We start from the raw sequence: 14,884 nt of genomic DNA on the forward strand, positions 1-14,884 counted from the left end.
GATAGCGAGGGCCTGATCCTCCTGACCGACGACGGCGATCTGGCCTTCCGGCTGACCCATCCGCGCTTCGAGGTGGAGAAAGAGTACCGGGTCTTGCTCGACCGCGCGCCGACTGTCGAGAATCTGCGGGCGTGGCGCGAAGGCGTCGAGCTTGAGGGTGAGATGACGATGCCCGCGTGGGTCGAGGTGCTGGAGCGAGCGTCATCAGGCACCTGGATTCGCGTCGTGATGCGCGAAGGCCGCAAGCGTCAGATTCGGGAGATCGCGCGCATGCTGGGCTACGACGTACTGCGTCTGATCCGCGTGCGCGAAGGCCCGCTCAATCTGGGCGAGCTTGCGCCCGGTCAATGGCGTGACCTGACGCCAACAGAAGTTCAAATGCTGCGCGCACACACTCAGCATATTCCTTCGCGCGCCGCCGAGGAGGAGGCAGAACGCCGTATGGCAGATCGAAACCGACCCGAAGGTCGTCGGCTGCGCGTGATTCGTGGAGTGCGACGCCCTTCGTTCGATAGACAAGATTCACCCGCTAGCCAGGGCGCACCCGACACGCCAGCAGAGCCGACTGATGCGCTTGAGGCCCGGCCAGCGCCCGACGATGATCGGGCAGAGCTCTCGGACGCCGATTCTGCACAACCGCCACGATCTACGGATCGCGCTCGTCCTCGCTCACAGCAAGGGCCGAGCACGTACGACGAGCGCCGCCCGCGCTCGACACCGCAGCGCGATCAGCAGCGTGGCTTCGATCGTGGTGGCGCGTCCCCACAGCGGCAGCCGCGCGGCGGGAGTGATCGCTACAGAGAGGGCGGGTACCGAGAGCGCTCCGGTGGAGGCTACAATTCCGCCTCCGGCCCGCGCCGCGATGCAGATTCACGCAATCGCGGCTACGGCTCCGATCGCCCTACCGATGCTCGACGCGGCTACGGCTCCGATCGTCCCAACGACGCCCGGCGCGGCTACGGCTCCGATCGTGGGCCGTCCAGCAATCAGCGGGGATGGGGCGGCGACAATCGGCGCGACTACGGCGAGCAGCGCGGCAACGAGCGGCGCGACAACGAGCAGCGCGGCAACGAGCGACGCGACTACGGCGAGCAGCGCGACAACGAGCAGCGCGGCAACGAGCGGCGCGACTACGGCGAGCAGCGCGACGGGCCACGGGCGCGACCGTCACAGGGAACGGCAGGGCGGCGTGGCTTTGGTGGTCCTCCCCGCGATCGTGGACCGCGCAGCCAGGAAGATCGGCCTCGGCGCTCGTTCGATCCGAATCAGCGCGGCCCCTCGCGCGGCCAGGGTGCCGACCGCAGCGAGCGACCAGGCCGTCCGGCGCGACCAGGAGGGCCAGCGCGTAGCGGAAGCGGCGGTCCAGGCGGCGAGCGACGCGAAGGCGGCTTTGGCAGCTCAGGGCGCGGACGCGCGCCGGCCCGACCCGGCGGACGTTCCGGCCCAGGCCAGTATCGATCGGGGGGCGGCTCCAGCCGAGGCGGCCCGGCGCGGCCCGGCGGCAATCGCTCGCAGCGGCCAACATCGCGCGGGCCACGCAAAGGCGGCAACAACCGCTAAACAACATCCAGGGGAGAAGGACAGCAGGATCGGTCAAGCGCTTGACCGATCCTGTTGCTGTCTCAGGCGCTCGGCACAGGCTCGCACAAGAGCACGCTCGGCTGGCCTTGCACATGGGTAAGGATGATCGTGAGCGCGCGCTGGCCCTGAAGCCGCAGTTGTTTTTCCAGCACCTGCGGATCGATCGGCGAGCCCCGCTTTTTGATCACCACCTGGCCGACTCCGAGATCGCGGAGACGGGCGCGCAGGCGCTTCAGGTTGAAGGGCATCGTCTCCAGCACCCGAAAAGCGCGCGCAAACGGCGTGGCGATCAGCGTATCCGTCGTCAGAAACGCAATCGACTCGTCGATCTTGGCGGCGCTAAGCTGCTGCGCTAGCTGCTCGACCAGATGCGCGCGGATCACCGCGCCGTCCGGCTCGTACACATAGGCCAGCGGCGCGACGACCGGGATCGGCGGTGTGGGCACGGCGTGCAGCGTGTGGCCTTCAGGCAGCAGCACTGCGCTGCGCGTCGAGCGGCGGAGCGCGCCGAACCAGAGACACGCCTCCTTCACATCGCCCGCCACCGATACCACCTCGACCTCACAGTCGTACGGCAGCGCATCGTAGTCGATCCCCGGCGCGACTTTGACGCCGATTCCCGCCGCGCGCGGCAGCCACGCCTCGATCAGCGACAGCGGCGGCTCGTAATCTTCGGGCTGCCACCGCCGCCGCCCGCCGCTGCGCCGGGCAGGATCGAAGAAGACGTATGCGCCCTGCGGCACGGCCCACGTCCGCACATCGACGAGCTGAAACGTCACGCGCTCGGCGACGGCATAGACCGCCGCGTTCGCCTCCGCAATCGCCAGCCGCAGCGGATCGATGTCCAGCCCGACGACCGCCAGACCCGTCTCGGCCAGACTCAGGCCATCCCCGCCGATGGAGCAGCACACATCATAGATCGGCCCGTCCACGTCGCGATAGCGCAGCGCCCGCTGACGCGCGACCCGCTCGCCCGAAGCCTGCTCAAGCGCCTCCCGCGTGAAATACATCCGGTCGGCGCGGCTAAATTTGGCCCGCGCCCGCTGACGCAGCAGCACCGTCTCCAGCGCCGCCGAAGCCAGCTCCGGCGTAAACGAGCTGCGCAGCGTAGCCAGATCGCGCAGCAGCGTGGCATCCACGGGCTGAAGCGATTGCGCCGCCGCCAGCGCCGCCTGGCCCGTCGGCGTGAGCAGTTGGCGAAAGGTATCGAGTGTCAGCATAGGCCGTAGCACCGCTTAAAAGATGTGCGGGCCGACGAACGTGGTCGGCCCGCAGAGGGGAAGCCAAACTCGTGTCTAGCACGATCGAACCTGTCGTCCGATCGCCGTAACGCCCGCCAACCGATGCACTCAGCGATTCTCTGGGGGCGGAACGTCCGGCACGGTAGCGTCATAGTGCTATGAGCAGTTACGGAAACACGAGCCTGGCATTGCTATTTTGCCCATCGTGACCTGGCTGCCATCGCGGCGCGCAGCCGGTGCGGCCTGCGCCCGTTCAGTCGTCGATGGCAATCCAGCGCCATCCTCCGATCGCGCGCCTACATCGCCGGAGCGTTGCCATTATACAGCCGGTTGCGGATCTCAAGCACATCAGAGCGCAGCCGCGAGTCGGTGTTGAGCTGCTCGGCGATCTTCTCGCAGCCGTGGAGCACCGTGGTATGATCGCGGCCACCGAGCGCCGAGCCGATCTCGACCAGGCTCGACTCTGTCTCTTCGCGCATCAGGTACATCGCTATCTGGCGCGGCACGACGATATTGCGCGACCGCTGGCGTCCTTTGAGGATCTTGGTATCGACGCCGTAGTACTTCGACACCGACTCCAGAATCGCCTCGGTGGTGATCCGCTGGCGGCGCGAGTTTTCCAGAAGCTCGCTGAGCGCCGTGCTGGCAAGCTCGACCGAGATCGACTGGCGATTTAGGTTGGCAAAGGCGACCACCCGGTTGAGGCTGCCCTCAAGCTCGCGAATGTTCGACTGGATGCGATGCGCCAGGAAATCGATCACCTCGTCGGGCACGCGCACATTCAGCGACTCGGCCTTGCCGCGCAGAATCGCCGTCCGCGTTTCAAGATCGGGCGACTGAACATCGACGATCAGGCCCCACTCGAAGCGCGAGCGCAGCCGCTCTTCCAGCGTCACGATCGCCTTGGGCGGCTTGTCGGAGCTGATCACGATCTGCTTGCCAGCGCCATGCAGCGTGTTGAACGTGTGGAAGAACTCTTCCTGCGTTGCCTCTTTGCCGGTGATAAACTGAATATCGTCGATCAGCAGCACGTCGATGTTGCGATAGCGCAGCCGAAACTCTTCGGTATTCTGCCGCCGGATCGCGTTAATCAGATCGTTGGTAAACTTTTCCGACGAGACATACAGCACGCTGACTTCGGGATTGGCATCCAGGGCATAGTTGCCGATCGCGTGGAGCAGGTGGGTCTTGCCCAACCCCACGCCGCCGTACAGAAACAACGGATTATAGGCACTCGCGGGATGCTCGGCCACAGCCAGACAGGCTGCGTGCGCGAGCCGGTTGGACGAGCCGACAATGTAGGAGCTGAAGGTATAGCGCGGATTAAGCATCGCCATACGTGGCGTCGGCAGCTCAAGCTGCTGCGCGCCAGCGTTATGCGAGCGGGTCGAGGTATAGTTGCCGCTCAGGTAGCCCGTCGCTCTGCCTGCGTAGCCGTTAGGCTTGGGCACCTCGCGATCCTCGTCGGCGGCAGGCGGTGCGTCCCCACTTGCCCCGATCACCACCTGCACCTGCACGGGATAGCCCAGGATCGTGTGCAGCGTGTCACGGATCGGGGTGACATAGCGCCCTTCCAGCTTCTCACGTGCGAAAATGTTCGGCGTCCCGATAATCGCCTGGTTATCGGCCAGATCAACGAGCGTAGTTTCTTTGATCCAGGTATCAAACTCACTACGCGGCAGTTGAAGCTGGAGATCGCCGAGCGCCGCCTGCCAGATTTGTTTCGTATTCAAAGATGCCTCCTACATACTACCGGCCAATGCGAGGGCTGGTACACGCCGCACAGCGTTGTGTGTAGGGATATTGAGCATTAAGAGCGTCAGGTCAATCACCTGAACGTGACGGCGATCATACTCGATCAGCGGCTAATCTTCAAGAGGAAAAAGGGTGCTCTTGCATAAGAGTTTTTTATAGTAGTCCCTGAGTTGCCTATAGCGCCCGTGATTGAAGGCGGTGTAAAGTGGGGAAAATTTTGGATAAGTTATCCCCAGGCATGTGGATAACGTCCGACACTTTGATTAAGTGATTGCTAAGCGCGGCTTTACAATCACTTAATCTTTGATCGGGCCATCGTAGAATAATCCACGAGTTATCCCCAGGTCTGTGGATAACTCGCAAAGCCTGTGGAAAACCTTTGCTGCAAACTGAAGATTACAAGATTATGACTCGTCGTGTTTACCATAAAGATTTTCGATATAACGGAGCGACAAGATCCGATACCGCCGCTTACCAGGCCAGCGTGAGGTCGCCGGTGGCTGTGGTGCTGAGATCGATGTAGCGGCTTTCGCGGGATCTGACGATCGGCGGCGTCTGGCGCTGGCCGTTGAGCACTGCCTGCACCGTGTCGGGCGCTTCCGCAGGCAGCAGCACGTGCAGATCCACGCTAGCGCCGCTGCCGGTCCAGCTCAGGCGCAGCCCATCGGGCGTACGCTCCCAGCGGTAGGCCACGTAGCCATTCGAGGCACCGTAGCGCACCGTCACCGTGGCGGAGTCCACCTCGCGAGTGCTCGACCAGCGCGGCGCGATCGTCGCGCGCGAGAAGCGCACGTCCTGGTCGGTGACGCCCGCCGCGCCCTCGATCAGCGCCGCCAGCATCGCCGACGATCCCCACCCATCGGTAGGGATCGTCGCAGCGCCCGAAATGCCGGGCTGCCCGATCGGGTGATACCACAGGTAGGACGCGCCAGTGCCCGCGATCAGGCTGTAGTAGCGCTGCAAAATATCGAAGCCGTACGCCTCGTGGCCGTGGCTGAACGCACCGCGCGCCAGCTCGCCGCCGACCAGCGGCATGATTCCACCGTTGACGTACTCACCCGGTCGATGGCCCTGAGCATGTTCGGGCATGCTTGTCACGCCGGCAGGAAACGGCGGATCGATCGAGTACCACTCGGCAAACGACTGATCGGGCGGGCGACGACGCGCCTGGTACTCGCTGATGATCGCGTCGGCCCGCTCCGGCGTCATGCCCTGCCGGTTGAGCGCGTACGCATTCGAGAGCGAAAGCTGCTGCGCCTCGTCCACCGGCACCTCAACGGGCGTGAGATGGACCATGTGACGATAAAACGTGCCGTTCCAGGCCAGTGCGTTGAGCCGCTCGATCAGGCTGCGCGACTCCGCCCGCCAGTGCGCGGCGCGCTCGCCGTCGCCGAGATGCTCGTACATACGTGCCAGCAGCTCTATCGCGTGGGCGTAGCCGGTGTTATCGCCGTGGAAGATCGACCACCTGGTCTGCTCGTCGATCCAGTGGCGCGGCGCGACGTTGCCGTCGGGTGAGATCGTCGGCTGACCGATCTCAAAGTCCCAGGTGTCGATCGTGAACGGACGCTTAACCAGGCGGTGGTTCTGATCCCAGCGCTGCGGATCGGTCATGGCGTAGCTCAAGCCGCGCTCCATGGCCGCGATCTGCCGTCTGAGCCAATCGTCATCGCCGGTTGCCTGCCACGCGCGATACACGCCCTCGATGAACAGGTATTCCAGATCGGCCTCGACCTCCTTGCGTCCGTGGACCGGGCCGAAATCGAAGACGCCAAGGTAATCGTCGAACGCGCCATTCGGTCGCTGCAACCGCCGAAACTGATCGAGCAGGCTGGTCATATCCTGCTCCCAGTAGGCATAGCCCTTGCCCTGATGCACATGGTCGCGCAGCCAGAGCAGCGGATTGTCGGGCGAGCGATAGCCCCGCACCGCGTGCCCGTCGAAGGCGTACTCGGAGATGTCCTGGTCCATGAAGGCCTTAACACGCGGGATTAGCTCGTCGAAGCGCGGCTCGCCCGTTACGATCGCGGTCGTCGCATCCAGCCGAAACACATCGGTTGTCACCCCGGCGATCCGCCCATCGATCACCACGACCGCGCCGTGCGGGCCGAGCGCGCCGCGCGCCTGATGCTCGACCTCGGTCTGGCTGGCGTCGAGCGTGACGCCGCTGGTCCAGAACTGACCGCGCGTATCGCCCCAGAAGACCGTTGCCGCGCCGCTGGCCTCGGTTTCGAGCACCGCGCGCACGGTTTGAAGCGGCTGAATCGTTTGATCGGTGCGCTTGAGGCTCGCGCGCTGCGGGGCCGGTGTGGCCTCAGACGCGCGCAGCAGCGAGTGAGCTGGAAGCCGTGACAGCGCCTCGTCGCCCAGCGGCGCAAGCTGCGCCGGGCCTCCGGCAGGCTGCTCGAAGCGCGCCCGCTCGAAATACTGCGTCTGCCCGCCGTCGCGGCTGTACACCTCGGTCAGCGGCATGCCAAGCACCGTCTCGCCGCCATACTGCTCCCAGAACGTGCGGAACGCGCCGCAGAGATTGTGGCCGGTCGCGTCGAAGAAGAGGCACGTCGAGTCCGCGCGCGGCGTGTCCGGCTGCGTTTCGATACGCTGCAAGGCCAGCGACTCCGCGCCGAGATCGCCCAGCCGAACCTGACCATCGCCGGTCAACTCGAAGCGCGCCCGCTCGAAATACTGCGTCTGCGCGCCGTCGATCCAGAGCTCCTCGGTCAGGGGCAGGCCAAAGGTTGCCACGCCGTCATGCTGCTGCCAGAACGTGCGGAACGCGCCGCGCAGCGTATGGCCGTTGGCAAAGCCCAGCGCATCGGGCCTGGGCGTGGGCGTGACGACCGGCGTCGGCGTTGGCGCAACCTCCACCGGAATGTTCGAGCAGGCGACAAGGAGACAGAGCCACAGGCTGCATCGGAGCAGCGCCAGCCGCCGCATCAGTAATACCACCTGCCACGCGGAATCAGCGCGTCGAGATTGCACAGCGCAGCCTTGAGCGCGTCGATATCCATGTCGGGGCCGGGCTTCGCCGCGATCGTCTGCACCCAGAAGCTCTCGTCGATGATATGCAGCGGCACCAGACCGGCCTTTTCGACATAGAGCCGAATCTCCTCGGCGGTGCAGAACTGGTTGCGGTGCGCGGGCTTGACCTGCTTGTGGCGGTGGTGCTCAAGCTCCCAGATGAAGCGCTCCCAGCCTTCGGGATGCAGCAGGTTCCAGGTATCGAAGTAGAGCAGGCCGCCCGGCGCGAGGATGCGCTGAAGCTCCTGCAAGTACAGGAACAGATCTTCCTTGTCCATGTGGAACAGCACCAGATGCGAGTAGGCGCGATCGATGCTGTTGTCGCGCAGCGGCAGCGCGGTGCGGCTCAGCTCGTGAAACTGCACGTTCGGCAGGTGCGCGGTGCGGCGGCGCGCGATCTTGAGGATCGACGAGGAAATATCGACGCCGTGCCACTGCCCGACGCGCGGCGCAAGCTCGCGGCCCACCCTAGCAACGCCGCAGCCTAGCTCCAGCACACGGTGGTCGGGCTCGATCGCCAGGGCATCGACCAGCCGTTGCGCCATCTCGCGCCCGGTGCGCTGGAGCGTCGCCTCGTCGGGCGAGCCGTTCATCATCGTAAAGGTCCAGCCGGCGTCCTTCCCGACAGCCTCCCACGCCTGTTTATAGCCTTTATTCTTGCGGGCAGTTTCGGCGCGGTAGATGCGGAGCGCGCGGATCGGATGCTGCCAGTAGCGTCCCTCGATGAATGCCCGAACCATCTTTTGGTTGATCACTGTCATCCGTACCTCATGTACAATTATCGGGCGAAATTGTACCATGCTCCCAAATAGCAACCGATCGAGCAGATTCCACAGAGATTGTATGACTGGCACACGCACCACCATCGCAATCGGCGCAGCGCTGCTGTGTTTGTTTAGCGGACAGCTCTTGTTCGCGCTGCACCCGTCGCTGCTGGCAGACGTAATGCTGCCGCTCGGCGTCGGGCTGCATGTGGCGGGGCTGGCGCTGGGCTGGCACGGCTTCCGCCAGGAAATCTGCGACCGGGACGGACAGCCGCCGCGACATCTGCAATGGATCGCGCTCGGCGGCGTGGCTGTGCTGGCAGCGGCGCTGCGCCTCCTGTGGCTCGACACCGTGCCCTTCCGCGTGGACGGCGACGCGGCGGCGTTTGCGTCGAGCGCGGCGAACTTCTTGAAGCCGGAGCCGCCGCCGCTGATCGGAACGGGCTGGCAATCACACACCAACCTCTACTTTTTCTTCGAGTCGCTGGCGCTGCGGCTGTTCGGTCGCTCGGCGCTTGGGCTGCGCTTCCTGGGCGCGATCGGCGGCACGCTCAGCATCCTGGCGATCTACGCGCTGGGGCGCTCGCTCTGGGACTTCTGGACTGGCTTCTGGGCCGCGCTGATCGTGGCGGCGCTGCCGTTCCATCTGGTCTTCTCGCGTGTGGGCACCGAGGTTATTCACATGGCCTGGCTGCTGCCGCTGGCGATCTGGGCCGTCTGGCGGGGCTGGCAGCGCAACGCCTGGCGCTGGCTGCTGCTCGGCGGCGCGATCACCGGCCTGAGCCAGTATTTCTATCCGGGCGCGCGGCTGATCCCGATCCTGGTCGTGGCGCAGATCGGGCTGCTGACGCTCTTTCCACCCGACGGCGCGCGCTCGTGGCGGCGCGGCGGCGCGGCGCTGCTGTGGATCGGAGCGGGCGTGCTGCTGGTGTATGGCCCGATGATCGCCTATTTTGCCAAACGTCCTGAGATCTACACGGCGCGTGTCTCGATCGTCAACATCTTCTCGTCGGGCTGGCTGGATCACGAGCTAGCGCGGCATCCGTGGTGGCTGGTGCTCGGCGATCAGCTTCGCCGCGCCTATCTGCCGTTTCTGTTCCCGATCGGCGGCCCGCCGCTGTGGTACGTCTGGCCGCAGTATCTCGGCCCATTCGACGCAGCGCTGTTCGCGCTGGGATTGATCGGCGTGTGGGCTGCCCGCGATACCGCGCGCTGGCTCAAGCTCTTCCTGGCGTGCTACCTGGGCGTGGGCATCCTGCTGGGCGGCGTGCTGACGATCGACACGCCGATGCCGAGCCGCTACATCACCTTTGTTCCGGCGGTCGCGCTGTGCATGGGCTACGCGCTGGATCGGCTGATCCGCCAGTTTCGCGCGCCGCTGCCGCGTCCGCAGCGTAAGCTGGAGTTGGTCTTTGCAGCAGGCGCGGCCTGTCTCTACGTCGGCGGCGGCATCTACAGCTACCTCCAGCACGACACGCGGGCGATGTGGGATAGCGATTACACCGGACAGACCGCGACCTACGCCGCGCGCTACCTGCAAGCGCTGCCGGAGCAGGATTTCGAGATCGTATTCCTTGAGACTGACTGGATCTACTACGAGGCCAGCCCGGTCCTGAAGTTTCTGACGGATAAGCCGGGGCGTAACATCGAAGAGGAGCTGAGCTGCGAGACGCTGACGGATACGGTGCGGCAGCCCTACACGGTGCTCCTCGCGCCCGAAGACCGGCTGGAAGAGCTGCGGCAGTTGCATAAACGTCTCACTTCGTCGGAGCTGGTCGTGCTGCACAATCCCAAAGGCAAGCAGATCATCGGCATGTTGCACGTGCGCATCCCGCCGAACAACGCGCCGCTGTGTGTGTCCGATCGCTGAAGTTTCGCCTTTTTTGTGACCGTAGGTGTCACAGGTGTGTGCAAAGCTGCTACCTCCCAGCAACAGGAGGATTGTATGCGTGTTGGCATCGCTCTCAGCCCGACCGGCGATTGGCCCGCGATTCTCAAGGCGGCGCAGCTTGCCGATAGCGCTGGCCTGGATACGGTCGGCTTCTGGGATCACTATCACTCGGAGCGGCCCGAATGGGCCTATGTCTGTGGCTGGTCGGCCTACGGCGCGCTGGCGTGCGCGACCACGCGCATCCATCTGCTGCCGATGGTCATCTGCCGCCTCAACTACACCACGGGAGTCCTTGCTAAAGAAACATCGGTGCTGTCGATCATCAGCGGCGGTCGGTTTGAGCTAGGCATCGGCGCAGGCGATTATCCGGTCGAGTACCGCGCGTGGCACCAGCCCTTTCCCGACGCGACGACGCGGGTCGAGACGCTGGAGGAGACGATCGCGGCGCTGCGCCTGATATGGCGGGGCGAGCTGACGACCTACGAGGGCAAGCACATCCAGCTTACGGATGCCGCCTGCACGCCTGCGCCGTCCGCACCGCCGCGCGTGATGGTCGGCGTCGGAGGATCGCGCCACATGATCCGCAGCGCCGCCACGTACGCCGACGAGATCAACATCTACAACGACGAGGCGCTGCTGAGCTATACCCAGGAAGTCATCGCCGAGTCGGGGCGGGCCGTGGACGTATCGGTCTTTTTGCACTGGCAGCGCTGGCCGGAGCATCTCGCGGACGAGCTGAAGCGCTGGGCTGATCTTGGCGCTGCGCGCGTCATCGTCAACATCGGCTACGACGCCGATCTGTCGGGGCAGGTCGCCGAGGTTGCCGAAGCGCGGCCCAGGTAGCGGCGGCCATCTCATCGTACGCGGCGCTGTGAGTCATCGACCGCCGGGCAGGCTGTCCGGCGGTCGATCGCGCTGCAACGCTGGACCGCAATTTGCCCCATGAGCAGTGTCGCGGTAGAATGCGGCAGTTTGCATAATGTCCGCCAGCCAAGCTGCCTGAGCTTGGACTGGGATCGAGTAGAGGATATGCCATACACTGTTCTAACGATCGCGCCGACATCGTTTTTCGCCGATTACGGCTGTCACGTTCGGATCTGGGAGGAGGCGAAGATTCTCAAGCAGCTGGGGCACCGCGTTGTGATGACCACCTATCACAACGGCGATGACATGCCCGGCCTGGATATTCGCCGCTCCTGGGACGTGCCGTGGATCAAGCGGGCGATGGTCGGCTCGTCGCGGCACAAACTCTATCTGGATATTGCGCTCTCCTGGCGCACCCTGCGCGTTGCCCTGGCGGTCAGGCCGGATATTATTCACGCCCATCTGCACGAGGGCGCGCTGATCGGCTCCGTCGTCAGCAAGCTGCTGCGGATTCCGCTGATCTTCGACTACCAGGGCTCGCTGACGGGCGAGATGCTCGATCATCGGGTGTTTCTGCGGCCCCGTAGCTCGCTGCTGCGCCCTTTGCAAAAGCTCGAAGATACGATCAACCGCATCCCCGACGCGGTGATCACCTCGACGTATAACGCGGCGGAAACGCTGCACCGCGAGTGGAGCTTCCCCCGCGACCGGCTGTACACGGTTGTGGATTCGGTCAACACCACCCGCTTTCAGCCCTTCGACGGCTCGCCCGCGTGGGAGGCCGAGCGGCTGCGGCTGCGGCAGGAGCTTGGCATCCCCGCCGATCGCCGGATCGTCGCGTACATCGGGCTGCTCGCGCCGTATCAGGGCACGAATAAGCTGCTGGAGGCCGCGCGCATGGTTATCGCGGAGCGGCCTGACGTTCACTTCCTGATCATGGGCTATCCCGATGTGCTGAGCTACCGCGCGCTGGCGGAGTCGCTGGGTGTGGCCGAGCATGTAACGCTGCCGGGCCGCATCCTGTACAAAGATCTGCACGCCTACCTGGCCCTGGGCGACATCGCGGTCGCGCCCAAGATGTCGGCGACGGAGGGCGCGGGCAAGATCACCAACTACCTGGCGATGGGCCTGCCGGTCGTCGCGTTCGACACGCCGGTCAGCCGCGAGATGCTGGGCGATCTCGGCGTCTATGCGCGTCTCGGCGATAGCGCATCGCTGGCGCAGGAGATGATCGGCCTGCTGGACGATCGGGAGCGCAGCGCGACGCTGGGGCGGCTGGGGCGGATCAAAGCCGTGCGCGAGCACTCCTGGGAGCTGGGTGGGCAGCAGATCGCCGCGATCTACGAGCGCGCCTTTGCTCGCAGGGCGGGCACGCCGCTGCCGCCGGTGCCCACCGTGCTGGGCGAGGTTAGCCCGCGCGGGGTAGCAAGATAGCGGGCTGAGATACGCGCAGGACTCGTCACGCGGCGAGTCCTGGGTGTGTGCATCGTGCAGGGATTACAAGTGACACAGCCAGCGCGATATAGCGGCAAGCTGGTTCGCATCAGTCAGGTTCGCGGCATTCTCCAAGGTACCATGTTCGAGCTGACTCCAGATCTCATGAGCCATTTTCTTTTCGATTGTTGCCGATAGGGTCGATCAAGCATTGTTACACTTTTCGCCACACATAGACACACTTGCGCAGCGGAGCGCGTCCATGCTCGCCCATCTGCTGGCTGCTGTTGCCTTTATCGCCCGGAAGCACAAGGCTCTCTTCAACCGAGAAACCAAGCTGCTCGGCAATGCTTGAAAGGATCAGATCGACCGAGACGCTCGCGCCCGCGTAGCGAACATTATCATTGACCATGATCAGCGGCGCGCCGGGCTTGAGCACACGCGCGCACTCGGCGATCACGCACGCCATCTCATAGAAATAGCCCCGGACCATCCTTGGAATACCGTTGTTATTCAGCGCGCCCTGGTTCTTCTGGCTCTCCAGGTACCGCAGAATCGCTTGCAGCAGCCGATGCTGGTCGGTGGCGGCGACCGCCTGCGACCACTCAGGATTGATGGTGAGCAGATCTTTGGCGCGGTTCTCGACCGTACAGCTCAGCATCTGCTGGCGCAGCTCGACAAGCTGCCGCTCGTCGATGCCCAGCAGAGCCAGCTCCAGCGCATAGGTGCGTGTGTAGTCATAGCGGTTGCAGTAGGGTGGAGATGTGAGGATCGCATCGTAGGCCCGGGACGGAAGCTGCGGCAACATGTCGAGACACGAGCCACTATAGAGCTGCAATTGCCCTCGCCGGTCGTCGGCGGGGAAGAGATCGAGCATGGGATGTGCCTGCAAATCAAACAGGATCTCGTCTATTTTGGCGGCTATCGCCTGCTCGAAGTCAAGAATCTGGCCCTTATCGAAGGGCTTCTGGCCTTGTTTGCGCCCCGAGCGATAATCCCAGCGCAGATATTGGCCGTCCTTCCGCGTATAGCTGATCGACTCGAGAACGCATAAGAGCGCAAAGCGCAGCACCGCCCGAACTCGCGCAGGCTCTTGCTGGTACGCGCCTATGAACTGCTCGATCGCCGCAAGCGTTGCAGGAGGATACGCACCGCTGGTTATGCGCAGTACGGGCAATGGAGCGGTAGAAGTCGATTGTTTCCAGATGCGGTCGCAGGCCCAGCGGCGCAGCCTTGCAAAATCTTCCGCGGTAAAATCTTCCTCCAAGATCTTGCGGGCCTGAATGATCTGCTGGCCGATCGGTAGCAACTCGATGCCGTCTGCATCCATGCCAGCGGCGCTTGCTGCAAAGAGCGCGGTGCCGCTGCCCGCGAACGGATCTAAAAGCTTGCCTGCCGTCACTTGGTAGCGATGTAGCAGATACTCCACAAGCGCTGCCGAGAAGGCTTCTTTATACTTGTACCAGCGATAGACCGCCCGCGCTTTATTGGCCTGGAAGCTGACCAGCGAGCGGGTAAGCGCCGGTTGTAAGATCAGGGTATCTTTGAAATGCTGCTGTAGCTCGCGGTCGAGCCGCTGAAGCTCAGGAAGTGATGTTGTCTCGGCGGGAGGCAATACGCCGGGTGTTTGCGTGAAATCCAGCATGGTGTATGCTCCCATAGCGAGACGATCAGCGCGGCACTTATACAGTGCTCGAATGGATGTGTCTAACGTCGATTCGACGTGCTTGACACCCGCGCACGACAGCATGACGAATACAAGTCATTTTATCCCAACGTATTGCATTTTGCGGCAAGTATGGTATTATTTCCTTGGTTGTCCATATGGTTTGGTTCCACGGATGCTTCGGATACGTTCTGCCCTTGCAGTACCCCCCCCGTGCTCATTGACTCAGACCACTGGCAATTTGGATAGATCCGCATGTTCTTAGGAGTGGCGAGCAATGAGCTTCGCAGACAAGACGTTGACGTGCCGTGATTGTGGCACGGAGTTCACCTTCACGGCTGGAGAGCAGGAATTTTACGCCCAGAAGGGCTTCGACAACGAGCCCACTCGCTGCTCAAACTGTCGGCGCGCCCGCAAGCAGAATCGCGGTGGCGACAGCTACGGCGGTGGCGGTGGTGGCTACAGCAGCCGCGACAGCTACGGCGGTGGCCGCGAGCAGCGCCAGATGCACACGACGACCTGCTCATCCTGCGGGCGTGAGGCACAGGTGCCGTTCGTGCCCCGTGGCGACAAGCCCGTCTACTGCAACGATTGCTTCCGCTCGCAGCGCTCTTCTAGCCGCTGGTAAATAGCGCCCGCAAACGATACATTCTCAGGACTCGTCATG

The 14,884-nt window shown here is 63.9% G+C and carries 10 protein-coding genes; 5 read left to right on the forward strand and 5 right to left on the reverse strand.

Annotated features, from left to right (window positions below):
* On the forward strand, positions 1–1,560 hold a 1,560-nt coding region (locus VFZ66_09595), incomplete at its 5' end, for a pseudouridine synthase (GenBank protein HEX6289432.1).
* A gap of 62 nt (positions 1,561–1,622) precedes the next feature.
* Here the strand turns inward: VFZ66_09595 and VFZ66_09600 are convergent.
* The 4 genes from VFZ66_09600 to VFZ66_09615 all read right to left on the reverse strand — a co-directional run bounded on the left by VFZ66_09600 (position 1,623) and on the right by VFZ66_09615 (position 8,359).
* Positions 1,623–2,801 carry a class I SAM-dependent methyltransferase gene (locus VFZ66_09600; protein ID HEX6289433.1) on the reverse strand — a complete coding sequence of 393 codons (1,179 nt, stop codon included), beginning with the start codon at positions 2,799–2,801 and terminating at the stop codon, positions 1,623–1,625.
* 317 nt (positions 2,802–3,118) lie between these two features.
* On the reverse strand, positions 3,119–4,555 hold the full coding sequence (dnaA, locus tag VFZ66_09605) for a chromosomal replication initiator protein DnaA (GenBank protein HEX6289434.1): 1,437 nt from the start codon (positions 4,553–4,555) through the stop codon (positions 3,119–3,121).
* A 493-nt stretch (positions 4,556–5,048) separates the two neighbouring features.
* Positions 5,049–7,559 carry a hypothetical protein gene (locus tag VFZ66_09610; protein ID HEX6289435.1) on the reverse strand — a complete coding sequence of 837 codons (2,511 nt, stop codon included), beginning with the start codon at positions 7,557–7,559 and terminating at the stop codon, positions 5,049–5,051.
* Positions 7,514–8,359 carry a class I SAM-dependent methyltransferase gene (locus VFZ66_09615; protein ID HEX6289436.1) on the reverse strand — a complete coding sequence of 282 codons (846 nt, stop codon included), beginning with the start codon at positions 8,357–8,359 and terminating at the stop codon, positions 7,514–7,516. Before VFZ66_09615 ends, VFZ66_09610 begins: the two co-directional genes overlap by 46 nt.
* Positions 8,360–8,441: 82 nt before the next feature.
* Here VFZ66_09615 and VFZ66_09620 point away from each other — a divergent pair, with 82 nt between their 5' ends.
* From VFZ66_09620 to VFZ66_09630, 3 genes are all read left to right on the forward strand, one after another.
* Positions 8,442–10,232: a glycosyltransferase family 39 protein gene (locus VFZ66_09620; GenBank protein ID HEX6289437.1), complete on the forward strand. Its 1,791-nt coding sequence runs from the start codon at positions 8,442–8,444 to the stop codon at positions 10,230–10,232.
* A gap of 75 nt (positions 10,233–10,307) precedes the next feature.
* Positions 10,308–11,096 carry an LLM class flavin-dependent oxidoreductase gene (locus tag VFZ66_09625; protein HEX6289438.1) on the forward strand — a complete coding sequence of 263 codons (789 nt, stop codon included), beginning with the start codon at positions 10,308–10,310 and terminating at the stop codon, positions 11,094–11,096.
* A gap of 186 nt (positions 11,097–11,282) precedes the next feature.
* On the forward strand, positions 11,283–12,551 hold the full coding sequence (locus VFZ66_09630; GenBank protein HEX6289439.1) for a glycosyltransferase family 4 protein: 1,269 nt from the start codon (positions 11,283–11,285) through the stop codon (positions 12,549–12,551).
* 214 nt (positions 12,552–12,765) lie between these two features.
* Here VFZ66_09630 and VFZ66_09635 read toward each other — a convergent pair whose 3' ends face one another.
* Entirely contained in the window at positions 12,766–14,196 is a 1,431-nt protein-coding gene (locus VFZ66_09635; GenBank protein HEX6289440.1) for a hypothetical protein, read from the reverse strand.
* Positions 14,197–14,494: 298 nt separating this feature from the next.
* On the opposite strand from VFZ66_09635, the gene VFZ66_09640 reads away from it, so the two are divergent.
* The gene (locus VFZ66_09640; GenBank protein ID HEX6289441.1) at positions 14,495–14,845 is read left to right on the forward strand and encodes a zinc-ribbon domain containing protein; all 351 of its coding nucleotides are present in this window, start codon (positions 14,495–14,497) and stop codon (positions 14,843–14,845) included.
* Positions 14,846–14,884: the final 39 nt, after the last annotated feature.

Source organism: Herpetosiphonaceae bacterium, assembly GCA_036374795.1.
Lineage (GTDB): Bacteria > Chloroflexota > Chloroflexia > Chloroflexales > Kallotenuaceae > LB3-1.